The sequence below is a fragment of the Streptomyces sp. NPDC101225 genome (genome assembly GCF_044767585.1).
Lineage (GTDB): Bacteria > Actinomycetota > Actinomycetes > Streptomycetales > Streptomycetaceae > Streptomyces.
In genome coordinates this window covers 22817-45909 of record NZ_JBIWOE010000041.1, presented here as the reverse complement: position 1 = coordinate 45909, position 23093 = coordinate 22817, and the positions used below count along the sequence as shown (strand labels likewise).

General features: G+C 73.4%; 27 protein-coding genes. 12 read left to right on the top strand and 15 right to left on the bottom strand.

Annotated features, from left to right (window positions below; all coding sequences use genetic code 11):
• Window positions 1-36 precede the first annotated feature (36 nt).
• Complete coding sequence (cobF, locus tag ACIRPX_RS37415) at window positions 37-810, top strand: precorrin-6A synthase (deacetylating) (RefSeq protein ID WP_404203745.1); 774 nt, start codon at window positions 37-39, stop codon at window positions 808-810.
• A 141-nt stretch (window positions 811-951) separates the two neighbouring features.
• Here cobF and ACIRPX_RS37410 read toward each other — a convergent pair whose 3' ends face one another.
• Window positions 952-1698, bottom strand: coding sequence for a cobalt-precorrin-6A reductase (locus ACIRPX_RS37410; RefSeq protein WP_404203743.1), 747 nt, complete (start codon window positions 1696-1698; stop codon window positions 952-954).
• A gap of 276 nt (window positions 1699-1974) precedes the next feature.
• On the opposite strand from ACIRPX_RS37410, the gene ACIRPX_RS37405 reads away from it, so the two are divergent.
• Complete coding sequence (locus ACIRPX_RS37405) at window positions 1975-3366, top strand: hypothetical protein (RefSeq protein WP_404203793.1); 1392 nt, start codon at window positions 1975-1977, stop codon at window positions 3364-3366.
• Between the two features lie 58 nt (window positions 3367-3424).
• Here the strand turns inward: ACIRPX_RS37405 and ykgO are convergent, their stop codons facing one another.
• The 4 genes from ykgO to ACIRPX_RS37385 form a co-directional block, all read right to left on the bottom strand.
• A complete protein-coding gene (gene ykgO / locus ACIRPX_RS37400) occupies window positions 3425-3547 on the bottom strand; it encodes a type B 50S ribosomal protein L36 (protein ID WP_265648257.1) in 123 nt (40 codons plus the stop codon).
• A 12-nt stretch (window positions 3548-3559) separates the two neighbouring features.
• Window positions 3560-3817, bottom strand: a complete 258-nt coding sequence (locus ACIRPX_RS37395; RefSeq protein ID WP_404203741.1) for a type B 50S ribosomal protein L31 — start codon at window positions 3815-3817, stop codon at window positions 3560-3562.
• Between the two features lie 46 nt (window positions 3818-3863).
• On the bottom strand, window positions 3864-4028 hold the full coding sequence (rpmG, locus tag ACIRPX_RS37390; protein ID WP_404203739.1) for a 50S ribosomal protein L33: 165 nt from the start codon (window positions 4026-4028) through the stop codon (window positions 3864-3866).
• 114 nt (window positions 4029-4142) lie between these two features.
• Window positions 4143-4916, bottom strand: a complete 774-nt coding sequence (locus ACIRPX_RS37385; protein ID WP_404203737.1) for a sulfite exporter TauE/SafE family protein — start codon at window positions 4914-4916, stop codon at window positions 4143-4145.
• A gap of 145 nt (window positions 4917-5061) precedes the next feature.
• On the opposite strand from ACIRPX_RS37385, the gene ACIRPX_RS37380 reads away from it, so the two are divergent.
• The 4 genes from ACIRPX_RS37380 to ACIRPX_RS37365 all read left to right on the top strand — a co-directional run bounded on the left by ACIRPX_RS37380 (window position 5062) and on the right by ACIRPX_RS37365 (window position 7538).
• Window positions 5062-5871, top strand: a complete 810-nt coding sequence (locus ACIRPX_RS37380) for a lysophospholipase (RefSeq protein ID WP_404203736.1) — start codon at window positions 5062-5064, stop codon at window positions 5869-5871.
• A 159-nt stretch (window positions 5872-6030) separates the two neighbouring features.
• Entirely contained in the window at window positions 6031-6513 is a 483-nt protein-coding gene (locus tag ACIRPX_RS37375) for a Dps family protein (protein WP_404203734.1), read from the top strand.
• Between the two features lie 48 nt (window positions 6514-6561).
• Window positions 6562-6894, top strand: coding sequence for a DUF3140 domain-containing protein (locus tag ACIRPX_RS37370; RefSeq protein ID WP_404203732.1), 333 nt, complete (start codon window positions 6562-6564; stop codon window positions 6892-6894).
• Window positions 6891-7538 carry an endonuclease gene (locus ACIRPX_RS37365; RefSeq protein ID WP_404203730.1) on the top strand — a complete coding sequence of 216 codons (648 nt, stop codon included), beginning with the start codon at window positions 6891-6893 and terminating at the stop codon, window positions 7536-7538. Before ACIRPX_RS37370 ends, ACIRPX_RS37365 begins: the two co-directional genes overlap by 4 nt.
• A gap of 91 nt (window positions 7539-7629) precedes the next feature.
• On the opposite strand, the gene ACIRPX_RS37360 is transcribed toward ACIRPX_RS37365, so the two are convergent.
• From ACIRPX_RS37360 to ACIRPX_RS37320, 9 genes are all read right to left on the bottom strand, one after another.
• Window positions 7630-8319, bottom strand: coding sequence for an SDR family NAD(P)-dependent oxidoreductase (locus tag ACIRPX_RS37360; protein ID WP_404203728.1), 690 nt, complete (start codon window positions 8317-8319; stop codon window positions 7630-7632).
• Window positions 8316-9191 (bottom strand): cupin domain-containing protein, encoded by an 876-nt coding sequence (locus ACIRPX_RS37355; protein WP_404203726.1) that lies wholly within the window; start codon window positions 9189-9191, stop codon window positions 8316-8318. Before ACIRPX_RS37355 ends, ACIRPX_RS37360 begins: the two co-directional genes overlap by 4 nt.
• Entirely contained in the window at window positions 9188-10540 is a 1353-nt protein-coding gene (locus tag ACIRPX_RS37350) for an amidohydrolase family protein (RefSeq protein ID WP_404203723.1), read from the bottom strand. The genes ACIRPX_RS37355 and ACIRPX_RS37350 overlap by 4 nt, the downstream gene beginning before the upstream one ends.
• A 22-nt stretch (window positions 10541-10562) precedes the next feature.
• Window positions 10563-11561: an alpha-ketoacid dehydrogenase subunit beta gene (locus ACIRPX_RS37345; protein ID WP_404203721.1), complete on the bottom strand. Its 999-nt coding sequence runs from the start codon at window positions 11559-11561 to the stop codon at window positions 10563-10565.
• Window positions 11549-12529, bottom strand: a complete 981-nt coding sequence (locus ACIRPX_RS37340; protein ID WP_404203719.1) for a thiamine pyrophosphate-dependent dehydrogenase E1 component subunit alpha — start codon at window positions 12527-12529, stop codon at window positions 11549-11551. The genes ACIRPX_RS37345 and ACIRPX_RS37340 overlap by 13 nt, the downstream gene beginning before the upstream one ends.
• Window positions 12529-13863, bottom strand: a complete 1335-nt coding sequence (locus tag ACIRPX_RS37335; RefSeq protein ID WP_404203717.1) for a M24 family metallopeptidase — start codon at window positions 13861-13863, stop codon at window positions 12529-12531. The genes ACIRPX_RS37340 and ACIRPX_RS37335 overlap by 1 nt, the downstream gene beginning before the upstream one ends.
• A gap of 45 nt (window positions 13864-13908) precedes the next feature.
• The gene (locus ACIRPX_RS37330; RefSeq protein WP_404203715.1) at window positions 13909-14559 is read right to left on the bottom strand and encodes a helix-turn-helix domain-containing protein; all 651 of its coding nucleotides are present in this window, start codon (window positions 14557-14559) and stop codon (window positions 13909-13911) included.
• 90 nt (window positions 14560-14649) lie between these two features.
• Window positions 14650-15510 carry a Cof-type HAD-IIB family hydrolase gene (locus ACIRPX_RS37325; protein WP_404203713.1) on the bottom strand — a complete coding sequence of 287 codons (861 nt, stop codon included), beginning with the start codon at window positions 15508-15510 and terminating at the stop codon, window positions 14650-14652.
• A 143-nt stretch (window positions 15511-15653) separates the two neighbouring features.
• The gene (locus ACIRPX_RS37320) at window positions 15654-16121 is read right to left on the bottom strand and encodes a potassium channel family protein (protein WP_404203791.1); all 468 of its coding nucleotides are present in this window, start codon (window positions 16119-16121) and stop codon (window positions 15654-15656) included.
• Window positions 16122-16311: 190 nt separating this feature from the next.
• Here ACIRPX_RS37320 and ACIRPX_RS37315 point away from each other — a divergent pair, with 190 nt between their 5' ends.
• The 5 genes from ACIRPX_RS37315 (at window position 16312) to ACIRPX_RS37295 (ending at window position 21249) form a co-directional block, all read left to right on the top strand.
• Window positions 16312-17181, top strand: coding sequence for a hypothetical protein (locus ACIRPX_RS37315; protein WP_404203711.1), 870 nt, complete (start codon window positions 16312-16314; stop codon window positions 17179-17181).
• A 131-nt stretch (window positions 17182-17312) separates the two neighbouring features.
• A complete protein-coding gene (locus ACIRPX_RS37310; protein ID WP_404203708.1) occupies window positions 17313-18125 on the top strand; it encodes an SAM-dependent methyltransferase in 813 nt (270 codons plus the stop codon).
• A 39-nt stretch (window positions 18126-18164) separates the two neighbouring features.
• A complete protein-coding gene (locus ACIRPX_RS37305; RefSeq protein ID WP_404203706.1) occupies window positions 18165-19568 on the top strand; it encodes a glutamine synthetase in 1404 nt (467 codons plus the stop codon).
• A gap of 1 nt (window position 19569) precedes the next feature.
• Complete coding sequence (locus ACIRPX_RS37300) at window positions 19570-20697, top strand: amidohydrolase family protein (RefSeq protein WP_404203704.1); 1128 nt, start codon at window positions 19570-19572, stop codon at window positions 20695-20697.
• 15 nt (window positions 20698-20712) lie between these two features.
• Window positions 20713-21249 carry an NUDIX hydrolase family protein gene (locus tag ACIRPX_RS37295; RefSeq protein ID WP_404203702.1) on the top strand — a complete coding sequence of 179 codons (537 nt, stop codon included), beginning with the start codon at window positions 20713-20715 and terminating at the stop codon, window positions 21247-21249.
• Here ACIRPX_RS37295 and ACIRPX_RS37290 read toward each other — a convergent pair.
• The gene (locus ACIRPX_RS37290; protein WP_404203700.1) at window positions 21212-22042 is read right to left on the bottom strand and encodes a DUF427 domain-containing protein; all 831 of its coding nucleotides are present in this window, start codon (window positions 22040-22042) and stop codon (window positions 21212-21214) included. The two genes, ACIRPX_RS37295 and ACIRPX_RS37290, sit on opposite strands and share 38 nt — an antisense overlap.
• Between ACIRPX_RS37290 and ACIRPX_RS37285 the strand changes: the two genes are divergently transcribed.
• A complete protein-coding gene (locus ACIRPX_RS37285) occupies window positions 22041-23042 on the top strand; it encodes a sigma-70 family RNA polymerase sigma factor (protein ID WP_404203698.1) in 1002 nt (333 codons plus the stop codon). The two genes, ACIRPX_RS37290 and ACIRPX_RS37285, sit on opposite strands and share 2 nt — an antisense overlap.
• Window positions 23043-23093 lie beyond the last annotated feature (51 nt).

Genomic DNA, 23093 nt, shown 5'->3' with positions numbered 1-23093 from the left:
GCCGTCCCTGTCGGTGGCGTACGGCAGACTCGGGGTGTGCGAAAGATTCATGTCATCGGTATCGGCGCCGGCAACCCCGACCAGCTGACCCTGCAGGCGGTCAAGGCGCTGCGGAGCACCGACGTGTTCTTCCTGCTCGACAAGGGCGAGGTGAAGGACGACCTGACCCGGATCCGCCGGGACATGCTCGCCGCGCACCTGCCGGACCCGGCGTCCTACCGCCTGGTCGAGGCGCGTGACCCGGAGCGGGACCGCGCGGCCGGGGGTGCGGCCTACTCCCCCGCCGTCGGGGACTGGCGCAGCGCCCGTGCGGACATCTACGAGCGGCTGATCGCCGAGGAGCTGGGCGAGGAGGAGAGCGGCGCCTTCCTGGTGTGGGGTGATCCCGCGCTCTACGACAGCACCCTCGGGATTCTCCAGGAGGTGCGCGAGCGCGGCGGCGTCGGCTTCACCTACGACGTCGTGCCCGGCATCAGCAGCGTCTCGGCGCTCGTCGCGCGGCACCGTACGGGACTCAACCGCGTCGCCCGGCCCGTGCAGATCACCACCGGGCGGCGGCTGTCCGAGGGCTTCCCGGAGGGGGTCGACGACGTGGTGGTGATGCTGGACGCGCACCAGTCGTTCCGGCGCTACGCCGGCGAGGACATCGACATCTACTGGGGGGCGTACATCGGCACCCCGGACGAGATCCTCGTCTCCGGGCCGATCGCGGAGGCTGGCCCGGAGATCGAGCGGGTGCGGGCCGAGGCGCGGGAGCGCAAGGGCTGGATCATGGACACGTATCTGCTGCGGCGGCACCCCGGGAAGTGAGCCGGCGCGGCGGTGGACACGGTCGCGAAGCGCCTTCTGGTCGAGGACCTGACGGCCGGGCTGCCCAAGCGGCGGAGGGAGTTGACGCCGAGCGGGGCGGCGGTCTGACGGACCGGCCACCGTGGCGCGTCACCTCCCTGGCTAGGGCTGGTTCAGCCCGAGCCGGGCCAGGACCCCCACCACGTCCGGTACCGCGCTCACGCCTTCCGGCAGCGGCGGCCGGCGCACCAGCACCACCGGCAGTCCGAGGTGGCGTGCGGCCGTGAGCTTGGCGGCCGTCGCCTCTCCCCCGCTGTCCTTCGTGACCAGGACGTCGATCAGGTACGCGCGCAGCAGGGTGGTCTCGTCGGCGACCGTGAACGGCCCTCGGGCGAGCAGGACTTCGGTGTGCGGGGGCATCGGCGGCTCGGGGGGCTCGACCGACCGTACGACGAAGTGCCGGTCCGTGAGGTGCGCGAAGGCGGCGAGACCCAGGCGGCCGGTGGTCAGGAAGGCGCGGGGGCCGAAGCGGGGCAGCAGGTCCGCCGCCGCGGCGAGCGACGGGACCGGGTGCCAGCGGTCCCCGGGGCCGGGCCGCCAGCCCGGGCGGCGCAGCACGACCGCGGTCACGCCGCCGGCCGCCGCGGCCCGGACGGCGTTGCGGGTGATGCCCTCGGCGAAGGGGTGCGTGGCGTCGACGAGGGCGTCCACCCGCTGTTCGCGCAGCCAGTCGGCGAGGCCCTGTGCCCCGCCGAAGCCTCCGACGCGTACGTCCCCCGCCAGCGCGCCCGGCCGGGTCACGCGCCCCGCGAGGGAGGTGGTGACGCGCACACCGGGACGCGCCGCGAGCACGGCGGCCAGCTCACGGGCCTCGGTGGTGCCGCCGAGGATCAGCACGTGGGGGGACATGGGGTGAGCGTACGAGGCCGGGACGGGCGGCTGCGCGGGCAGGGCAGACCGGGGACCGCCTCGGCGTCGGTGCGGCCGCCGTCCGAGGGCGGTCACCGCGCCCCCACCCCGAACACTATGAACACAACGATCAGAGCGTGGTTCCCGCCCGTCCCCCCTCCCTAGCATCGCCGCCGACGGCGCGACGCGGCGCCGACGAGGACGAGGAGCAGCGTCTTGGAGACGACGAGAACGCGCGCACTGATCCGCGAAGCGAGCCGGCGCCAGCGCAGGGGGGTGCTCGCCTGTCTGGCCGCGGTGGCCGCCACGCTGGCCGGCGCCCCCGCCGCACGGGCGGGCACGGCGTCGCCGGCGGCCGTGGCGTGTCCGGGCGAACTCGGCGCGCAGGCCACCTGCTACACCGGCCAGGACGCCAACGGCGCGGCCTACGCCATCGCCGTCCCGAAGCACTGGAACGGCTCCCTGGTCGTGCACGCCCACGGCGGCCCCGGCCTCGGCGCCGGCTCGGACCCGCAGCGCAGTGTCGACGACCTGGCCCGCTGGTCGGTGATGGTCGACCAGGGGTACGCGTGGGCCGGCTCGTCCTACCGCCGGGGCGGCTACGGCACGCGGATGGCCGCGCAGGACACCGAGAACGTGCGCCGGCTGTTCGTGAAGCGGTTCGGCACGCCGAGGCGGACGTATGTGCACGGCCAGTCCTGGGGCGGGAACGTGGCCGCCAAGGTCGTGGAGACGTACGGCCGCGAGAACGGTCCCTACGACGGGGCGCTGCTCACCAGCGGCGTTCTGGGCGGCGGGTCCCGGGGATACGACTACCGGGTGGACCTGCGCGTCGTCTATCAGTACTACTGCCGCAACCATCCCCGCCCGACCGAGCCCCAGTACCCGCTCTGGCAGGGGCTGCGCGCCGACTCGACCATGACGACGGCAGGGCTGCGCTCCCGGCTTCAGCAGTGCACGGGCTACGCCTCGCCTCCCGGGGAGCGCACCGCGCTGCAGCAGCGCAACCTCGACGACATCCTGGCCGTCACCCGTGTCCCCGAGCGCACGCTGGAGTCGCATCTGCGGTTCGCGACCTTCACGTTCCGGGACATCGTGCGCGACCGGCTCGGCGGCCGCAATCCGTTCTCGAACCAGGGTGTGCGGTACTCCGGTTCGCACGACGACAAGGCGCTCAACGCCGGTGTCGAGCGGTTCTCGGCCGATCCGACCGCCGTACGCGACCTGTCCTACGACAGCGATCTCACCGGCAAGGTGTCGATCCCGGTGCTCACGCTGCACGCGATCGACGATCCGACGGCGTTCGTCGAGCACGAGGCGGCCTACCGGGCCACGCTCGCGGGCGCGCACCGGGACCGGTATCTCGTGCAGTCCTTCACCGACGAGCACGAGCACAGCGAGCTGAGCCGGGCGGAGTACGCCAACTCGGTCAGGGCGCTCGACCGCTGGGTGCGCACCGGCCGGAGGCCGACGCCCCGCTCGCTCGCCGACGCGTGCGGCGCCTTCGACCGGACGTACGGCACGGGCTGTTTCTACGAGCCCGGCTTCCGTCCTTCCGCCTACGCGACGCGGGTGCGGCCGCGGCCGGGCGGGCTGCGCTGGCCCGCGATGACGGCGGCGCAGGAGAGGGCGTGGAGCAGGATCGACGGGGTCGGGATCGCGCCCTGACGGTCCGGACACGGCCGAGGGCGGCCCCCCTTCCGGGAGGCCGCCCTCGCGCGGACCGTCAGCCCTGGCGGGCCTTGAAACGCGGGTCCTTCTTGTTGATCACGAAGACCACACCGCGGCGGCGGACCACCTGGGCCCCGGGCCTGGACTTCAGTGAGCGCAGCGAATTGCGCACCTTCATGGTTCTGCTCTCCTAGTGTCGCGTCGCGGTGCGGCCGTAGCGGCGCTCGAAGCGCTCCACCCGGCCCGCGGTGTCCAGGACCCGCGACGTCCCGGTGTAGAAGGGGTGGCTCGCCGACGAGATCTCGACGTCGATGAGCGGGTAGGTGTTCCCGTCCTCCCACTCGACCGTCCTGTCGGAGTCGGCGGTGGAACGGGTCAGGAACGTGGCGTCCGCGGCGCGGTCGCGGAAGACCACGAGCCGGGAGCCGGGATGGATGCGGGGCTTCATGGGGTTACCTCCTCGGTGTCCTGTGCGTCGAGCCGTGCGGCCGGGTTCAGCGCTCCTCGCGGAACGCGACGTGCTCGCCGGCCACCGGGTCGTACTTGCGCAGGACCAGCCGGTCGGGGTGGCTGCGGCGGTTCTTGCGGGTCACGTAGGTGACACCGGTACCGGCGGTCGACTTCAACGTGACGACGGGGCGCGCGGTGCTGCGTGCCATGAGGTCCTCCCTTCGCCCACGCCCTGGATCTTTGATCCGAGCATGCCAATCACAGTGGCTGTAACGCGGCCACCCCCCGCCGCATTCCCGCCCCCGCGACGGCGTGCCGCGGACTCAGCGCAGCAGGAGCTGGAGGCCGCCCACGATCGTCGCCGCGATGACGAGCTGTTCGAAAAGGCGCTGGTTGATGCGGTTCACGGCCCACTTGCCGAGGAACGCACCGGGTACGACGAACGCGGCGAGGGCGAGGTCGAGCAGCAGCGACGAGCCGTCGATGAGGCCGAGGCCGGCGCTGAAGGGGACCTTGGACACGTTCACGATGAGGAAGAAGAACGCCGACGTGCCGAGGAAGCCGAGCTTCCGGAAGCCCGCCGACAGCAGGTACATCGACATCACGGGGCCGCCTGCGTTGGCGACCATCGTGGTGAAGCCGCCGAGGACGCCGTAGGAGCGGGCCTTGGCGCGGCCGGAGCGCGTGGCCACCTGGTCCGGCTCCTGCTCGGCCTCCGCCGTGCGGCGCCGCCAGATCGTCACGCCCGCCATCAGCAGCAGGATCGCGCCGATCGACGTGCGGACGACGGCGTCGTCGGCCCACACCAGGAACAGCGTGCCGAGGACCACGCCCGCGGCGACGGCCGGGAACAGCCGCCACAGGGTCGGCCAGTGGGCGTGCCGGCGATAGGTGAGGACCGCCAGGACGTCGCCGACGATCAGGATCGGCAGGAGCACGCCCGTGGAGGCGCGGGCGGGCAGGACCGCCGCGAAGATGGCGAGGCTGACCGTGTTGGCCCCGCTCACGGCGGTCTTGGAGAAGCCGACCAGGAGCGCGGCGAAGGCGAGGGCGGCGAACTCCCAGCCGGATATGTGCCAGAGCGTCATCGTGTTCATGCGAGGACCGATGGTATGTGCAGACATACGGTCCGGTCAGTACCGTCTCGCCTGGTGGCCCTTTCCCCTCGGAGGAGTCCGGACGATGCCGGGGGGCTCGCGCCACCGCGGCACCACCGTTCACCGACGCAGCTGGAGGAGAGAGATGGCCGACGCCCGCGAGCACGTCCTGACCGGCACCCGGGGCACACTCGCCGTACGCGAATGGCCCCGGGAACGGCCGCGGTACGTCGCTCTCGTGGTGCACGGCTACGGCGAGCACGTCGGCCGGTACGCGGAACTGGCCGGGGTGCTGCGCGAGCACGGCGCGGCCGTGTACGGACCCGACCACATGGGTCACGGCAGGTCGGCGGGTGAGCGGGTGGTGATCGAGGACTTCGAGGACGTGGTCACCGACGTCCACGCCGTGGCCGCGCTGGCCCGCTCGGCGCACCCGGGCGTACCGGTCGTGCTGATCGGGCACTCCATGGGCGGCCTGATCGCCGCCCGCTACGCCCAGCGATACGGCGACGAGCTCGCCGCGCTCGTGCTGTCCGGGCCGGTGATCGGCGCGTGGGAGCTGCCGGGGCGGCTGCTGGCGCTCGACGAGATCCCCGACACGCCCGTCAGCCCGGCCGCGCTCTCCCGGGACCCCGCGGTGGGAGCGGCGTACGCCGGCGATCCGCTGGTCTGGCACGGCCCGATGAAGCGGCCGACGCTCCAGGCGTTCGAGCGGACGCTGGAGACCGTCGCGCTGGGCGGCGGCATCGGCCGGCTCCCGCTGCTGTGGGTGCACGGCGAGGACGACCGGCTGGTCCCGCTCGCCGGCAGCCGCCCCGGCGTGGCACGGCTGCGCGGCGACCACCTCACCGAGCGGGTCTACGCCGGCGCACGGCACGAGGTCTTCCAGGAGACGAACAAGGCGGAGGCCTTCAAGGACCTCGTCCACTTCCTGGACGGCGTGCTCACCGGCTGAGACACCACCGGGACGGCGCGGGCGCCCCGGCGCGGTGTTTGCACCCCCTGGACCTGGGCACTCGCGGCGCATGGAGCGGTTGCGCGGTGCGACCCGCGCGGCGGCACACGCCGCACCGCTCCCCAGCGGCAGGCACTACGCCAGAAGGAGAAGGACCCTATGACCGTGGTGAAGAGCACGCTTCCGGAGCCGGCCCGCAAGGTCGCCGGCGAGGCTCTGCAGGGCACTCTCGTGGATCTTCTCGGGCTCTCCCTGATCGGGAAGCAGGCGCACTGGAACATCGTGGGCCCGCGCTTCCGCTCGATCCATCTCCAGCTCGACGAGGTGGTGGACACGGCGCGCACCTACGCCGACACGGTGGCCGAGCGCGCCGCCGCCCTGGGCGTGCCGCCGGACGGGCGGCCCGAGACGGTCGCCACGGGCTACACGCTGCCCGGCCCGAAAGCGGGCTGGCTGCGCGACACGGAGGTCGTCCAGGTGGTCGTGGACGCTCTGGAGGCGGCGATCGGGCGGCTGCGCGAGCGCATCGCCGCGACCGGCGAGCCGGATCCGGTCACCCAGGACCTGCTGATCTCCCTCACCGCCGAGCTGGAGAAGCAGCGATGGATGTTCGACGCCGAGAACTGGCCGCGCGAGGGCTGACCGGGACGCCGGCGGACCGCAGAGCACACCGACGGAAAGGGGAGCCCGATGACCGACGCCCTCGAACTGGACGCGCTGTGGGCGGACTTCCACCGCGTGGTGAACATGACCTCGCAGGAGCTGGCCGCCTGGCTGCGGGTGAGCGACGCCGGCGAGAGCACCGAGCCGCTGCCCGACCAGGCGGGGCCGCCGACCGGACAGCACGTCCTCGCGATCCTGCAGAAGCGGCGCACCGACCTCACCGACGACGACGTCCGGGTGATGTACGAGGTGGTCGACACAGTGACCGAGCAGGCAGGTCCGGAGAACGAGCCCGAGGCCGGCGACGCCGGCCGCAGGCACCGGCTGATGACGATCGGCCACGACCCGCTGAAGCCATGACCGGCCGGACGGACGTGGTGCGCGAGCTCGTCGGGGCGCACGGGCGGACGTACGCCGAAGAGGCCGGCATCAGGCTCAGGGACACGCCCCAGCCGCTGTACCAGCTGCTCGTCCTCGCGCTGCTGCTCAGCGCCCGCATCCGTGGGTCCGTCGCCGTCCGCTCGGCCCGTGAGCTGTACGACGCGGGGCTGCGCGACCCGCGCCGTATGGCCGCCGCCGACTGGCAGGAGCGCGTGGACGCGCTGGGCCGCGGCGGCTACCGGCGCTACGACGAGCGCACCGCCACCCAACTCGGCGACGGCGCGGAGCTGGTGAGCGCCCGGTGGGGCGGCGACCTGCGCCGGATGCGCGAGGAGGCGGACGGCGACGTCGGCGCCCTGCGCGCCCTGCTGCAGGAGGTGCCGGGCATCGGGCCGGCCGGCGCCGGCATCTTCGTGCGCGAGGCCCAGCGGGTCTGGCCCGAGTTCGGGCCCTACCTGGACGCCAAGGCCCTCGACGGGGCACAGCGGCTGGGCCTGCCGAAGGACCCCGCCCGGATCGTGGAACTCGCGGGCGACACCGAACCGGCCGTGCTCGCCGCCGCGCTGGTGCGTGCGGCGCTCGACAAGGACGTGGTGGAGGACAGCCTGCGCCGCGCCTCGTGACCGCGGGCGCGCCTGCCCGGGGGTCGGGCGCGCCCGCCACCCCGCAGGAACCGCGCCCCGCCCCGCTTCCCGTCGCCGGTCCCGGTGGTGCTCACCCCAGCAGCCACCCGCCGTCCACGTTCAGCTCCACCGCGTTGACGGACCCGTTGCGCAGCAGGAAGTCCACGGCGTCCACGACGTCCGCCATCGTGGCGAGGCGTCCGGTCGGGGTCCGCGCCCGCAGCGCGGCCAGCACCTCCCGCGGCTTGTCCCGCCAGTAGGGGCTGTCGCCGACGACGCCCGGGTGGACGGCGTTGACCCGCACCGGGGCGAGTTCGACCGCGAGGGTGTTCACCAGGCCCCGTACGCCCGCGTTGACCGTCGCGACCGTGGTGGCGCCGGGGTAGGGGCGTTCCTTGGCCTGGCCGCCGAACAGGACGATCGCGCTGCCGTCGTGCATCCGGGGGCGCAGGCGGTGGACGACCTCGGTGTAGCCGACGAGCTTGAGGGTCACCAGGCGCAGCGCGGCGGTGATGTCGTACTCCGTGGCGCGGTTCTCGTCGCGGGAGATGCCCGCGAGGACGAGGTGGTCGACGCGTCCGAGGTCCGAGAGCGGCCCGGCGAGTTCACGCGGCCGCGACAGGTCCAGGGCGAGGCCGCGGGCGCCGATCTCCCGGGCGACGGCGTCGGCGCGGCCGGCGTCGCGGCCGGTGAGGACGACCTCGTCGCCGCGTCGCGCGCGCACGCGTGCCAGCTCGCGGCCGATGCCGGACGTGCCGCCGACGACCACCAGGCTGCTCATGGCTCCAGCGCCTCCCTCAGGTACTCCCAGTCGCGGGTGAACCGGTACGAGTGGCGCGACGGCGGCTGCGGCGCCTGTGTCTCCAGCCAGCGCAGCGGCCCCTGACCGGCGTTGGCGAAGCCGTGCACGCAGCCGGCGCCCGCCCAGGCGCAGTCGCCGGGCCCGAGCCGGTGGCGCTCGCCGTCGAAGACCGCGTCCGCCTCGCCTTCCAGGAAGTAGTACGTCTCCTCGAAGGGGTGGTCGTGCGTGCCCGCGACGCCGTCGGGCGCGTACTGGACCATGAACATCGTCGAGGCGACCGCGCCGAGGTCGCCGTCGACCATCATCTTGACCGTGATCCCGCTGTAGACGAGCAGCGCGGTGCGCATGCTCGCGGAGACGGCCAGCAGGTCCTGTGACTGCCGGCCCGGGTCCATCTGGGCGGGCTCGAAGTGTCCGAACGAGCGGGTGCGCGGGTCGCGGACGTCGGGGCGCGCGGGGTGGTGCGCGGGCAGGTCGTGCACCGCCTGCGTGTCGTGCCCGTAGCGGGCCCGCGGCACGGGCGCGAGCATGTCCGCCCAGCGTGCGGCGGTGTCGCCGGTGCCCCGCCAGGCGTGCGGTACGCCCGTGGGCAGGATGCCGTAGTCGCCCGCCCGGAGGAGGTAGGAGCCGTCCGGCGCGTCGAGAACCACCGCTCCGTCGAGGAGGTGGAAGCTCTCCTCGTAGGAGTGCACGTGCGCCGGCACCCGCCCGTGCGGCAGCAGTTCGCACACACCGAAGCCGGTGTGCACGCTGCCGTCGCCCTCGCCGACCAACTCCCGCCGCCGAAAGCCGAGTCGGTCGTAGGACGGTTCGGGCACCCGCGCGGCCCGTCGCACCAGATGCCGGGTCATGCCGTCCGCTTCGCCTCCTTCGCCGCCAGCAGGCGGTCGCGGGACTCCTCGACGAGCCGGCGGGCCCGCGCGACGTCGGCCAGCAGCTTTCCGCCGCGCTTGCGGATCTCGCCGTCGACGATGACCGTCTCGACGTTGGAGACGTCCGCGCACAGCGTGACCGCGGCGGCCGCGTCGTGCACCGGCGTCATGTTCAGCGCGGTGGCGTCGAGGGCGACGACGTCGGCGCGCTTGCCGGGGGTCAGGGAACCGGTGCGGTGCTCCAGTCCCGCGACATGCGCGCCGTTGACCGTGGCGCACTCCAGCATCCGGCGTGCCGTCAGCATCGTTTCGGGGACGGGCACGTCGGCCTGCCAGCACTCGGCGTTGACCCGGGCCCGCTCGGCGGCGAAGGCCGCGCGGATCTGGGTGAACATGTCGCCGGGCACGGTGGTGACGACGTCGATGCTCAGGCTGGGCCGCAGACCGTGCTCGACGGCCTTCATCACGGGCGGCCAGCCGTGCCCCATCTGGGTCTCCACCTGCGGTGCGATCGAGACCGTACCGCCGCTGTCGGCGACCATCCGCCACTCGTCCTCACTGAGGTGGCAGCAGTGGATGTACGTGGTGTCGGATCCGAGGAGGCCCATCCCGTGCAGCTGCTCGACCATGCCGAAGCGGCCGGCGAGCCGTCCCATGGCCACGTGCACGGTGATGGGGAGGTCCAGTTCGCGGGCGAGCGCCCATTCGGAGGTGACGACGTCGGCCAGGCAGAAGCCCGGGCCGCGGGTGGCCAGCGCCATGGTCAGCAGGCCGTCGTCGGAGCCGAAGTACTTGGCGCGGATCCGGCGTACGTCGTCCCCGGGGATCGCGATCTTGCTCTCGAACCAGTAGTCGGCGAGGGAGGTGTTGGCGCTGCCGTAGGCGTACTGGGCGCGGATGCCGCTGTCGCCGAGCGCCTGGATCGCGGCGTCCGGGTGGTCGGGGGTGTTGTTGATGTGGGACCAGTCGACGAGCGTGGTGATGCCGGCGTCGATGCACTCCAGGGCGCCGGCGAGGTTGGCCGCGTAGACGTCCTCGGGCGTGTAGAGCGGCGCGAAGGTGTCGAGGATGTCGACGAAGTAGTCGTCGAGGGTGGCGTCGGGGGCGACGCCGCGGATCGAGGCCTCCCAGGTGTGGCGGTGGGTGTCGACGAAGCCGGGGATCACGATGCGCCCGCTCATGTCGAGGACCTCGGCGTCCGCGCTGATCTCCGGCCGCACCGCCACGATCCGTCCGTCCTCGATGAGGACGTCGCCCTTCGGGAGGTCCCCGACGGTGGCGTCCATGGAGATCACGTGTCCGGCGCGAAGGAGTTTCCGATCGGTCATCGCGCTTCCTCCTCAGGGGTGTTCAGTACGCGGCGAGGTTCCGGACGGCCGCCACGACCTTGTCCGCGGTGGGGATGACCCGCTCCTCGAGCGCGTCGGCGAACGGCAGCGGGACGCACTCGCCCGCCACCCGGCGCACGGGCGCGTCCAGCAGGGAGAACCCCTCGTCGGCGACGACCGAGACCAGGGTGGCGCCCCAGCCGCCCTGGTAGGGGTTCTCCTCGACGGTCACCAGCCGCGAGGTCCTGGCGAGGGAGGCGAGGACGGTGGCGGTGTCCAGCGGCACGAGGCTGCGCAGGTCCACGACCTCCGCGTCGACGCCCTCCTCGGCGAGCAGCGCCGCGGCCCTGAGCGCCACCGGCACCATGGCGGCGAGCGCCACCAGCGTCACGTCGGCGCCCTCGCGGACGACGGCGGCACGGCCGAGTTCGACCACGTGGCCCGGGGGCGGCGGGGCGCCCTTGCCCGCCAGCAGTCCCTTGTGCTCGAAGAAGACGACGGGGTCGTCGCTGCGGACCGCGGCCGCCATCATGCCGATGACGTCGGCGGGCGTGGCGGGGGCGGCGATCTTCAGCCCCGGTACGGTCAGCGCCCAGTTCTCGGTGGCCTGCGAGTGCTGGGCGCCGAAGCCGAGACCGCCGCCGTTGGCGGTGCGCACGACGAGCGGCACGGTGACCTGACCACCCGTCATGTAACGGACCTTGGGGATCTCGTTGGCGAGGTAGTCCCAGCAGCAGGCGAGGAAGTCGGAGAACATGATCTCGGCGACCGGCCGCATGCCGGTCATCGCGGCGCCCATCGCCGCGCCCACGATGGCCTGTTCGGAGATGGGCGTGTCCCACACCCGCTCGGGGCCGAACTCCTTGAGCAGGCCGACGGTGGTCTTGAACACCCCGCCGGCCGCGCCGATGTCCTCCCCCAGGCACACGACGGCCGCGTCGCGCCGCATCTCCCGCGCGAGGCCCTCGGCGACCGCCTCCCGGTAGGTGATGACGTCACGGTCCGTCCTCACGTCCGCCATGCCGCACCTCCGTCCGCCCACACGTCGGTCAGGGCCTGGTCCGGGTCGGGCGGCGGCGCGTCCTTCGCCGCCTCGACGGCCTTCCGCACGAGGTCACGGGCGCGCTCGTCGGCCGCGGTGAGCGTCTCCTCGGGCACGCCCAGCTCGGCGAGCCGTCCGCGGGCGACGTCCAACGGGTCGTGCTTGAGCCAGCGTTCGACCTCCTCGGCCGGGCGGTAGGCGGCCGGATCGGCGCGGCTGTGCCCGAAGTGGCGGTAGGTCTCGGCCTCCAGCAGGGCGGGCCCGTCTCCCGCCCGGGCCCGCCGGGCCAGACCGGTCACCGCCTCCCGTACGGCGACGACGTCGTTGCCGTCGACGACCTGGCCCGGGATGCCGTAGGAGGCGGCGCGGTCGGCGGCGGGCCGGGCGACGGCCGTGACGTCGGCGATGGGCGTGTACTCCATGTACAGGTTGTTCTCGCACACGAACAGGACCGGCAGTTTCCATACGGCGGCCAGGTTGAGCGCCTCGTGGAAGGCGCCGATGTTGGTGGCGCCGTCGCCGAAGAAGGCGACCGCGAGCTGCCCGGTGCCGCGCAGCCGGGCCGACCAGGCGGCGCCGACCGCCATCGGGAGGTGCGCGCCGACGATGGCGTAGGAGCCGAGCATGTTCGCGGACGCCTTGGTCAGGTGCATGGAGCCGCCCTTGGCCCGGCACAACCCGGTGGCGCGGCTCATGAGTTCGGCGAGGCACTCCTCGGGGGTGGCACCGCGGGCCATGGCGTGGTGGTGGCCGCGGTAGGTGGCGAAGACGTAGTCGTCGGGGCGCAGCGCGGCGCTCGCGCCGACGGCGATCGCCTCGTGGCCCGCGGCGAGATGGGTGGTCCCCTTGACCAGGCCGGACAGGAACAGGTCGTGCGCGGCCTTCTCCGTACGGCGGATGACGGCCATCTGCTCGTACAGGGCGAGGAGTTCGTCGGGGTCTGCCATCAGGCGCTCCCGTCGCCCCGGGTGTTGAGGTGGGACTGGGACTCGCGGCGGGTGTCGAGCTCGCCGCCGACGGTCCAGTACTTGCGGCCCGCGACCAGCAGTTCCTCGGCCGGGAACTTGGTGATGACCTCGCAGCCGTCGGCCGTGACGACCAGTTCCTCCTCGATACGGGCGGCGGACCAGCCGTCGGCGGCCGGCCAGTAGGTCTCCAGGGCGAACACCATGCCCTCTTCGAGGACTTCGGGATGGTCGAGGGAGACCAGGCGGCTGAAGATGGGCTTCTCCCAGATCGACAGGCCGACCCCGTGGCCGTACTGCAGGGCGAAGGCGGCGGTCTCGTCGGCGAAGCCGAACTCCTGCGCGCGGGGCCAGACCTGGACGACGTCTGCGGTGGTGGCGCCGGGGCGGACGAGGGCGATCGCCTGGTCCATGTACGCACGGCAGCGGACGTAGGCGTCGCGCTGGGCGCGGGAGGCGCTGCCGACGGCGAAGGTGCGGTAGTAGCAGGTGCGGTAGCCGAGGTGGCTGTGCAGGATGTCGAAGAAGGCGGGGTCGCCAGGGCGGATCAGGCGGTCGCTGTAGACGTGCGGGTGGGGTGAACAGCGTTCGCCGGAGATGGCGTTGACGCCTTCGACGTACTCGCTGCCGAGGTCGTAGAGGACCTTGCTGACCAGGCCGACGCACTCGTTCTCGCGCACTCCGGGGCGCAGGTACCCGTACAGCTCCTCGTACGCCGCGTCGACCATCGCGCACGCCTGGGTGAGCAGCGCGATCTCGTCGCGGGTCTTGGTGCGGCGGGCCTCCAGGAAGACCTGCTGGCCGTCGACGACGTCGATGCCCTCGGCGCGCAGGGCGGCGAGGATCGGCATCTCGGCGACGTCGATGCCGAGCGGCTCGTCCGCGAGGCCGTGCTCGCGCAGCTCGCCGGCGATCTTGCGGGCCACGTCCTCGGCGATGCCCGCGTCCGGGTGGAAGGCGCCGCGCAGGGTGGAGATCCCGGCCCGGGCGCCGGTGGGCTCGCCGTCCTTCCCGTCGCCGTGGTCCAGCCAGGGGTTGTAGAGCTGGTGGTGGCGGGCGGCGGAGCCGAAGTCCCAGACGACGGGTTCACCACCGCGCACCAGCAGGGCGAAGCGGATCAGCTTGTCCATCGCCCAGGTGCCGATGTGCGTGGCGGTCATGTAGCGGATGTTGGCGAAGTCGAAGGTGAGCACGGCGCCGAGCGACGAGCCGTCCAGCGTCTCGTTCAGCCGGGACAGGCGCTCCGTGCGCAGCCGGTCCAGGTCGATGCGCTCTTCCCAGTCGACGGCGTTGGGGCCGTACGTGCGGATCGCCATGGCGACCACCCCCACTTCGGAGTGAACGACCACGCGGCACGGGTGTCAAGTGTCACTGAACACGAACCACACGCCGACGGCCGGTTCCGCGCCGTCGTTGCGGTAGCGGTGGGGGGTCGTCGACTCGAAGCACACCGCGTCGCCGGGGCGCAGCGTGTACTCCTCGAAACCGAGGGTGAGGATCAGCTCGCCCGAGGTCAGGCAGCCGTACTCGGTGCCCGCGTGCCGCATCAGGCCGCCGGCGCCGGAGGAGGCGCCGCCCGGCCGGTAGGTCACCTGGAGGAAGTCGACGTCCGTGCCGGGCACGTGTCCGAGCCGCTCCCACACCACCCCCGAGTCCAGCTCCAGCACCTCCCGCTCGCCGGGGGTGACGACCGGGCCGATACGGCGGCCCGGGTCGGCGGCGAAGGCGGCGAGCGCGTGCAGGACGGGCGCCCGCGCCGCTGGGGCCGCGGCGGCGGCCGGGGGGACGGCGGCGGTCTCCACGGCGTCGAAGAGCGACTCGACGGAGATCCCGAGGACGGTCGTGATGGCGTACAGCGTGCTCACCGACGGCTGGCTCTTGCCGGTCTCGATCTGGGAGACCAGGCTCGCGGAGACGCCGACGTCCCGTGCGAGCGCGCGCAGGCTCACTCCTTTCGCCAGGCGCGCCCGGCGGATGCGCGCGCCGACGGGCGGCACGGCGGCGGGAGTCACGGCGGCTCCTCTCCGGTGCGGGATGTGCAGCACCATTGAACAGCCGGGGTCGGCCGGGGCGCCAGAGCCGCAGGTGGAGCCCGCCGTACGTCAGGGTTCCAGGCCGAGCACCCGCGCGATGGTGCGCAGCACGCCGTTGTCGTTGTTGGAGGGGGCCAGGTGGCGGGCCCGGGCGACGACGTCCGGGTGGGCGTTGGCCATGGCGAAGGACCAGTCGGCGGCGTCCAGCATCTCCAGGTCGTTGAGGTAGTCGCCGAAGACCATGGTCTGCGCGGGGGTGATGCCGAGCTCGTCCTGGAGCCGGCGCAGCGCGGCGCCCTTGCCGGCGGTGCGGTTCATGACGTCGACCCAGTGCTCGCCGGAGACGACGACCTGGTGGGTGGCGGCGAAGGGCGCCAGCGCGGGGGCGGTGGTGTGCTCGGCGGAGCCGAAGTCGAAGAGGGCGATCTTGATGACGTCGTCGTCGACGGCGGTGGCGTCCTCGACGACGCGGTGCTCGACGTAGTACCTGCGCACCTCGGCCAGGAACGCCTCGTCGCCGCGCTCGACATAGGCGGAGCGCTTGCCGCAGACGACGGCGCCCACGTCCACGCCGCCGGCCGCCAGCCGCCGCACCGCCCGGACGACACCGGCGGCGGCGCCCGGCTCCAGCGGATCCGAGCTCAGCTCCTCGCCGTCGCGCACCACATAGGTGCCGTTCTCCGCGATGAACACCATGCCCTCGGCCACCTCGGCGAACTCCCGTGCCAGCGTGGCGTACTGGCGTCCGCTGGCCGGGCTGAACAGCACGCCGCGGCGGCGCAGCTCGGCCAGCGTCCCCCACAGCCCCGGCGGCAGCCGCTTGGCGTCGTCCAGGAGCGTGCCGTCCATGTCGGTGACGATCAGCCGGATGCCGGCGCGGGCCGCGGAGGGGCCGGCGGCGGTGAGCAGAGGCGAGGAGGCGGAGGACATGACCTGCTTCCGGATACGGGCGCGACGGGCCGCCGGAGGGCCTGCGGCGGTCCCGTCACCCTATGCGAACCGCGTGAACGGCCGGTTTCCGGACCGGGCAGGGCCCGCGGCACGGCGCCCGCGGCCGGGAGGGCCGCCGGGCGTCACTCCCGCCCGCCGCCTGCGGACACCATCCGCTCCAGCCGGTCGAAGCGCTCGTGCAGGGCGTGGACGGTCTCCTCGCTCAGCTCGCGTGCGTGGTGGCCGAGACGGTGGCGGCGCCGCTGTTCCCGCCCGACGAACCAGGTGGCGAGGGCCGCCGTCACCATGCCGTAGGTGGTGATCCCGGCGACCATCACGACCGTCGCGACGACGCGGCCGCCGAAGGTCACGGGGAAGAAGTCGCCGTAGCCGACGGTCGTCGCCGTCTCCACGGCCCACCACAGCGCCTGCGGATAGGTCCTCAAGTTGGCGCGCGGGGCGCCGTGTTCGGCCGCGACGACGGCCCACGCGCCGAGCAGCATCACCACGCCCAGGACGGCCGTCGCCGCACCGGCCGCCTTCACGTGCAGCGAGCGGCCCTCCCGGCCGCGCAGCAACTCGAGCGCCCTGGCGAGGAATCCGGGCAGCATGGTCACTCCTCGGGTCACTCCGGCATGGTGCCAGTGTCACCGCGGGCGGACGTGCGGGCATGCCGGAGGCGGCGTTCGGGTTGCCGCGGGGCGCACTCCCCCGAACGGACCGGTGCGCTGGTGACCCGCCGCCGCCGGTGGTGCGCTGAGCAGAGCCCCTGCTGTCGCGGTTCCTCTGGAGGCACCCGCCATGTCCCGACGTCCGTCCCCGCCCCATGGCCCGAAGGGCATGGCAGGTGCCCCCGCCGTCCGTGCGCTCGCCTGCGCGCTGGCCACGACCGCGCTGCTGGCCACCGCGGCCTGCTCCGGCGGCGGCTCCGGTTCCCGGGCCTCCGACGTCGCCGCCTCCCCCCTCGCCGAGGCCGCGGAGGCGGCGTCGGCGCGGGCGGCCGCCACCTCGGCCCCGCCCCGTCTGACCAAGGCCGGCGCGCAGGCCGCGCTGATCGACGAGGGCAACATCGAGGACGGCTGGAACCAGGTCAAGGACGCCGCCAAGTGGGACGACTCGCTCCTGATCGGCAAGGTCGACGTCGCCGACTTCCTCACCGCCAAGTCCAACGCCGCCGACTGCCAGAAGCTGCTCGACTCCCTCTACGACGACGACCTGCTGGGCAAGCCGTCCGGCGCCTCCGCGCTGCGCGGCTTCGAGCAGGGGAACTCACGCCTGCTCCACCAGGTGGCCGCCTACGGCTCCGCCGAGCTGAGCGACGCGCAGGCGTGGCTGAAGACGCTGCCGGTCAAGTGCGACCGGTTCACGGCGACCGACTCCCAGGGCGGCAAGCGCACGGTCGAGGTCACCACGGGCTCGGTGCCCGCCGTGGGCGACTCCCGGCAGGACCTGCGCGTGGTGGTGCGGGGCACCGCGAACGGCGAGCCCGCCACGCTCACCCTGGACGTGGCCGTCGTCCGGGTCGGCGACGACGCGATCACCGTCACGGCGGGCGGCCTCGACGGCGCCGAGGCGCAGTCCGCCGGGCAGGCCGTGACCAAGGGCACGCAGCGCCTGAAGGACGTGCTGTCCGGGAAGACACCGGCAGCCGGTCCGGCCCGCTCCCGCTGACCGCACCGATTCGGCCACGACGTCCGGTTCCGCACACCGATCGGCCGATTCCCCGGCGTTCACGGGACACCGTGATCATCGGGCGGCACAATGGCCACGATGGCCGCAGGCGTGCGAGAAGGAGCTGAGTCGTGACGGACAGCCACACCCCCTCGGGCGGGTCGCCGGTGCTCAACACCGGCGTGGCGCACAACGCGCGCGTGTGGAACTACTGGATCGGCGGCAAGGACAACTACGAGGTCGACCAGCAGGTCGGCGAGCACGTCGCGGGGATGTTCCCGGTCATCCGCGACATCGCCCGCGCCGACCGCTGGTTCCTGGGCCGGGCGGTGCGCTTCCTCGCCGAGGAACGCGGGGTGCGGCAGTTCCTGGACATCGGCACGGGCCTGCCCACCGGGGACAACACCCACCAGATCGCCCAGCGCGTCACCCCCGGGGCCCGGATCGTCTACGTCGACAACGACCCCATCGTCCTCACCCACGCCCGCGCCCTGCTCAACGGCACCGCCGAGGGCGTCACCGACTACATCGACGCGGACGTGCGCGACCCGGCCGCGATCCTGCGGCAGGCCGCCGGGACGCTCGACTTCGGCGAGCCGGTCGCGGTGATGATGCTGGGCATCCTCAACTTCGTGCTGGACACCGGGGAGGCCCGCGACATCGTCCGCCGGGTCATGGCCCAGACGCCCTCCGGCAGCTTCCTGGTCCTCACCCACCCGACCTTCGACGAGGACCTCGGCGGGGCCGGCCAGATCCCGGCGATGACGTTCTGGAACGAGAACGCCACCCCGCCGATCACCGCGCGCAGCGGCGCGGACATCGCCGCCTTCTTCGAGGGCCTGGACCTGCTCGAACCGGGACTGGTGTCGTGCTCGCGCTGGCGCGCCGAGCCCGAAACGCCCCCCGTGGTACCGCAGTTCGGCGCGGTGGCCGTGAAACCCTGACGACGTGCCGCATCTGGAGGACGTACCCGTGGAGGACGTATGACCACCCTTGCCGATCCCGTCCCCGGCGGGCGCCCCGGCGACGTGGAACGGGCCACCGCGCTCGGCGGCGAGCTGTCGGGCCGAGGCGTGCACGGCATCGTGCTGTCCTACGTCGACACCTCGGGCGTGGGCCGGATCAAGACGATCCCGACGGCCAGGCTCGCCTCCACGGCGGCCTGGGGCGTCGGGATGTCGCCGGTGTTCGACACGTTCCTGGCGAACGACTCCATCGTCTCCACCGACGTGCTGGGCTCCCCGGACGGCGATCTGCGCCTCTACCCCGACCTCGACCAGCTGACCGTCCTGGCCGGGCAGCCCGGCTGGGCCTGGGCGCCCGTCGACCGCATCACCCAGGAGGGCGAGCCGCACCCCGGCTGCGGCCGCACGGCGCTGCGCCGGATCGTCTCCGAGGCCGCCGAGCGGCACGGCCTGGCCTTCCGGGCCGCCGTCGAGGTGGAGTGGGCGATCGGCCGGGGCCCCGCGGAGGGCGGGGAGTTCGTGCCCGCCACCACCGGGCCCGCGTACAGCGCCACGCGGCAGATCGAAGCCGGTGACTACACCGCCGACCTGCTGGCCGCCTTCGCCGCGCAGGGGGTGGACGTCGAGCAGCTGCACCCCGAGTACGCGGCCGGTCAGTTCGAGGTCTCGGTCGGCGCCCTCGACCCGGTGGCGGCGGCCGACCGCAGCGTGCTGGTGCGGCAGACGATCCGGGCCGTGGCCCGGCGCCACGGACTCGTGGTCTCCTTCTCCCCGGCCGTCTTCGCCCAGGGCGTCGGCAACGGCGGCCACATCCACCTCTCCGCCTGGCGCCACGGCCGCAACCTGCACTCCGGCGGCAAGGGCCGCTACGGCATGACGGCCGACGCCGAGTCCTTCGCGGCCGGTGTGCTCGGCCGTCTCCCGGCCCTCACCGCCGTCACCGCGCCCAGCCCGGCGAGCCATCTGCGGCTCAGGCCCTCGCAGTGGGCCGGGGTGTTCACCTGCTGGGGCCGGGAGACCCGCGAGGCCGCGGTGCGCGTCGTCACGGGCACCGCGGGCCTGCGCGACCAGGCCGCCAACCTGGAGGTCAAACCGGTCGACCTGGCCGCCAACCCGTACCTGGCCCTCACCTGCCTGATCGCGGCCGGCCTCGACGGCCTGACCTCCTCCGCCACCCTGCCCGAGGAGATCACCGGCGATCCGGCCCGCCTCGACGCGGCGGACGCGGCGGCCCGCGGCGTCCGGCGCCTGCCGACCTCGCTCGCCGACTCCGTCGCGGAGTTCCGCAAGGACGACCGGCTGCGGACCGCGCTCGGACCGGTCCTCGCGGACGCCGTGATCGCCGTACGGCAGGGGGAGATCGCGGCGGTCGACGGCCTGGACGACGAGCGGGTGGCGGCGGCGTACCGCTGGAAGTACTGAGGTGGGCGCGGTCCGGGAGGCCCTCGACGCGCTGCCGCTGGTGGACCACCACTGCCACGGCCTGGTCACCCGCGACCTGCGCCGGGGCGACTTCGAGGAGCTGCTGACCGAGGGCGGCGCCTGGCCCGGGACCTCCACCTTCGACAGCCCCGTCGGCGTGGCGGTCCGCCGCCACTGCGCGCCGCTGCTGGACCTGCCGCGGCACGCGCCGCCCGACGAGTACCTCGCGCGCCGCGCCGAACTGGGCGCGGCGGAGGTGCACCGCCGCTTCCTCGCCGCCTCGGGGACGAGCGTGTTCTGCGTGGACACGGGATTCGCGCCGGACGCGCCGACCACACCGGCGGAGCTGGCCGGCACGGCCGGCGGGACGGCCTACGAGATCGTACGGCTGGAGAACGTCGCCGAGGCGGTGGCCGCGCGCGGGGTCGAGGCCGGCGACTACGGCGACGCCTTCCGGCGGGCCGCGCACGAGGCGGTGGGGCGGCCGGGTGTGGTCGGGGTGAAGTCCGTGGCCGCCTACCGCACCGGCTTCGACCTCGACCCGGCCCGCCCGTCCCGGACCGAGGTGACGCAGGCGGCCCGGCGCTGGCTGGCGCGCGGCGGCCGACTGGACGATCCCGTCCTCGTACGGCACCTGCTGTGGACGGCGGTCGGCCTCGGCCTGCCGCTGCAACTGCACACCGGCTTCGGCGACGCCGACATCCGCATGCACCGGGTCGACCCCACCCACCTCACCGACTGGCTGCATCTGACCGGCGGCGCGATCCCGGTGCTGCTGCTGCACTGCTGGCCGTACCAGCGCCAGGCCGCCTATCTGGCCGCGGTGTTCGAGCACGTGTACCTGGACGTCGGCCTCACCCTGCACCACGTGGGCCCGGCGCGCGCCCGGGCGGTCCTGGCGGAGGCGCTGGAGATCACGCCGTTCCACAAGCTGCTGTACAGCTCCGACGCCTATGGTGTGGCGGAGTTCTACCGTCTCGGCGCGCTCGCCTTCCGCCACGGTCTGGCCGCTCTGCTGCAGGACCGGGTGGACGCCGACGAGCTGAGCCTGCCCGACGCGCTGCGGATCGCGGAGTGGGCAGGAGCACACAACGCCTCTCGGGTCTACCGCTTTTCCGGCCCCTCCTGAAAGTATGATCAAGCAATGTCTGACATGACCGAAACCACGCCGGGCTGGCTGAGCGCCGACGACCTCGAATCGGCACGTGCCCGTATGCCGATCCTGTACGTCGAGGCCGTGCCCGTGCGCGTCGACGACAGCGGCGAAGTCACCAGTGTCGGCGTGCTGCTGCGCATCGGCCCGGACGGCACGGTCAGCCGGACCCTGGTCTCCGGGCGGGTCCTGCACCACGAGCGGGTGCGGGACGCGCTGCTGCGCCACCTGGAGAAGGACCTCGGCCCGGTGGCACTGCCCCGAATCCCGGCGTCCCTGCAGCCCTTCACGGTCGCGGAGTACTTCCCGACGCAGGGCATCACACCGTTCCACGACCCGCGCCAGCACGCGGTGTCCCTGGCCTACGTCGTCCCGGTCTCGGGCGACTGCCGGCCCCGTCAGGACGCCCTGGACCTGGTCTGGTTCAGCCCGCAGGAGGCCGTGTCGGAGGCGGTGCAGAGCGAGATGCCCGGCGGGCACGGGGTGCTGCTCAAGCAGGCTCTGGCCCACGTGGGCTGCTCGGTGTGAGCATCGCGCTGAACGGCGTGACCGGGCGCTCCTGACGCTCGCCGTCCACGACGACGTCGACGGCCTCGTCGAAGAAGGCGAGCAGCCCGCGGATCGGGCCGACCGCCGGCAGCGGTTCCGGGTAGCTCCAGACCAGGTTGGGCGGCACGTCGGCCTCGCCGCGCCAGGACCAGTACTCGGCGGTGCCCTTGTAGGGGCAGCCGGTGTGGTGCTCGGTGGGTGTGAGCAGGTCGAGGCGGACGTCCTGGCGCGGGATGTAGTAGCGGGTCGGCAGCCCGGTCTCGAACAGCAGGACCGGGCGGCGGGTGTCCGCGACGAGCGTGCCGTCGATCTCGATCCGGACATGTCGGCTGCTGGGCATCGCGTCGACGCGTTTGTGCGGGTCCCGGGGGTGGATGAAGATCTCTTCCTCCTCCTCGTACCAGTGGTCCAGGCCCCGGCCGGGACGCCGGAACCACTCGAAGGCGACGTGGTCGGCCAGGTCGGCGGAGGGGAAGGTCCAGGCGGCGTTCGCCACCCGCTCGTCGCCCACCTCCAGGTCGTAGAAGATCTGTGCGCCGGTGTGGGTGCCGGTGTGCGGGTTCTTGGCGGGGCGCAGGAGGTCTTCGCGGACGTCGGCGCGGGGGAAGGCGTACTGCGGGACGGGCAGCTCGGGTTCCCAGACGAGGACGGGGCGGCGGCTGTCGACGACGGTGACGTCGCCCTTGACGCCGCGCACCCAGCGCTCGCTGGGCTCCCAGAGCAGGCCTTCCGGGGTGGTGCGCAGGGATCGCTCGGTCGGGAGTGGGCTCATGCCTCAAGTCACGCACAGCGGGCAGAGACCTGCCAGGGGTGGTGTGCGCCATGATGTGCCCATGGACCTTGAGCCGTACCGGGGCGAGCTGGTGGCGTACTGCTACCGGATGCTGGGCTCCTTCCACGAGGCCGAGGACCTGGTGCAGGAGACGATGCTGCGGGCGTGGAAGGCCAGGGAGCGCTACGACGCCTCCCGCGCGTCGGTGCGCACCTGGCTGTACCGGATCGCGACGAACGTGTGCCTGACGGCGCTGGAGGGGCGGGCGCGGCGGCCGCTGCCGTCCGGGCTGGGCGCGCCGAGCGAGGACCCGGGGGCGCCGCTCACGCCGGCCTTCGACATCCTGTGGCTGCAGCCGTTCCCGGATGCCCGCTACGACGTGGAGGTACGGGCCGATCTGCGGCTGGCGCTGGTGGCCGCGTTGCAGGTGCTGCCCGCGCGGCAGCGGGCCGTGCTGGTGCTGCGGGAGGTGCTGGAGTTCAGTGCCGCGGAGGTCGCCGAGCAGCTGGGCACGACGGTCGCGGCCGTCAACAGTGCGCTGCAGCGGGCCCGGGCGGCCGTCGCCGGGGTGGGCGGTCCCGGCGAAGTGGCCGAACCGGACGACGCAGGGGCACGGGAGGTCGTGCAGCGGTACGCGCGGGCCTTCGAGGCGGCCGACGTGCCCGCCCTGGTGCGGCTGCTGACCGAGGCGGCCGTGCTGGAGATGCCGCCGGTGCCGCTGTGGTACCGCGGGCGCCGCGACTACGGCCTGTTCATGGAGCGCGTGTTCGCGCTGCGCGGGACGGACTGGCGCACCCGGCCGCTCACCGCGGGCGGGCAGCCGGCGCTGGCCGCGTACGCGGCCGCACCGGAGGGCGGGCACCGGCTGCACACGCTGCAGGTCTTCACCGTCGCCGGCGGGCGGATCGCGGGCAACGTGGTGTTCGCGGATCCGCGGGTGTTCGCGGCCTTCGGCCTGCCCGGGGACATGGCCGCGAAGGAGTTCGAGAGCGGGCGATGAGTCCGGGCGGTGGCGCCGGTACATACCGGTGAGCACCGATCGAGACCTCCG

Coding starts and splice junctions, on each gene's coding strand:
- ACIRPX_RS37410 (WP_404203743.1), bottom strand. CDS start 1,698: ATGTCCCCCCACGTGCTGATCCTCGGCGGCACCACCGAGGCCCGTGAG.
- ykgO (WP_265648257.1), bottom strand. CDS start 3,547: ATGAAGGTGCGCAATTCGCTGCGCTCACTGAAGTCCAGGCCCGGGGCC.
- ACIRPX_RS37395 (WP_404203741.1), bottom strand. CDS start 3,817: ATGAAGCCCCGCATCCATCCCGGCTCCCGGCTCGTGGTCTTCCGCGAC.
- rpmG (WP_404203739.1), bottom strand. CDS start 4,028: ATGGCACGCAGCACCGCGCGCCCCGTCGTCACGTTGAAGTCGACCGCC.
- ACIRPX_RS37385 (WP_404203737.1), bottom strand. CDS start 4,916: ATGAACACGATGACGCTCTGGCACATATCCGGCTGGGAGTTCGCCGCC.
- ACIRPX_RS37380 (WP_404203736.1), top strand. CDS start 5,062: ATGGCCGACGCCCGCGAGCACGTCCTGACCGGCACCCGGGGCACACTC.
- ACIRPX_RS37375 (WP_404203734.1), top strand. CDS start 6,031: ATGACCGTGGTGAAGAGCACGCTTCCGGAGCCGGCCCGCAAGGTCGCC.
- ACIRPX_RS37370 (WP_404203732.1), top strand. CDS start 6,562: ATGACCGACGCCCTCGAACTGGACGCGCTGTGGGCGGACTTCCACCGC.
- ACIRPX_RS37365 (WP_404203730.1), top strand. CDS start 6,891: ATGACCGGCCGGACGGACGTGGTGCGCGAGCTCGTCGGGGCGCACGGG.
- ACIRPX_RS37360 (WP_404203728.1), bottom strand. CDS start 8,319: ATGAGCAGCCTGGTGGTCGTCGGCGGCACGTCCGGCATCGGCCGCGAG.
- ACIRPX_RS37355 (WP_404203726.1), bottom strand. CDS start 9,191: ATGACCCGGCATCTGGTGCGACGGGCCGCGCGGGTGCCCGAACCGTCC.
- ACIRPX_RS37350 (WP_404203723.1), bottom strand. CDS start 10,540: ATGACCGATCGGAAACTCCTTCGCGCCGGACACGTGATCTCCATGGAC.
- ACIRPX_RS37345 (WP_404203721.1), bottom strand. CDS start 11,561: ATGGCGGACGTGAGGACGGACCGTGACGTCATCACCTACCGGGAGGCG.
- ACIRPX_RS37340 (WP_404203719.1), bottom strand. CDS start 12,529: ATGGCAGACCCCGACGAACTCCTCGCCCTGTACGAGCAGATGGCCGTC.
- ACIRPX_RS37335 (WP_404203717.1), bottom strand. CDS start 13,863: ATGGCGATCCGCACGTACGGCCCCAACGCCGTCGACTGGGAAGAGCGC.
- ACIRPX_RS37325 (WP_404203713.1), bottom strand. CDS start 15,510: ATGTCCTCCGCCTCCTCGCCTCTGCTCACCGCCGCCGGCCCCTCCGCG.
- ACIRPX_RS37320 (WP_404203791.1), bottom strand. CDS start 16,121: ATGCTGCCCGGATTCCTCGCCAGGGCGCTCGAGTTGCTGCGCGGCCGG.
- ACIRPX_RS37315 (WP_404203711.1), top strand. CDS start 16,312: ATGTCCCGACGTCCGTCCCCGCCCCATGGCCCGAAGGGCATGGCAGGT.
- ACIRPX_RS37305 (WP_404203706.1), top strand. CDS start 18,165: ATGACCACCCTTGCCGATCCCGTCCCCGGCGGGCGCCCCGGCGACGTG.
- ACIRPX_RS37295 (WP_404203702.1), top strand. CDS start 20,713: ATGTCTGACATGACCGAAACCACGCCGGGCTGGCTGAGCGCCGACGAC.
- ACIRPX_RS37285 (WP_404203698.1), top strand. CDS start 22,041: ATGCCTCAAGTCACGCACAGCGGGCAGAGACCTGCCAGGGGTGGTGTG.
- ACIRPX_RS37290 (WP_404203700.1), bottom strand. CDS start 22,042: ATGAGCCCACTCCCGACCGAGCGATCCCTGCGCACCACCCCGGAAGGC.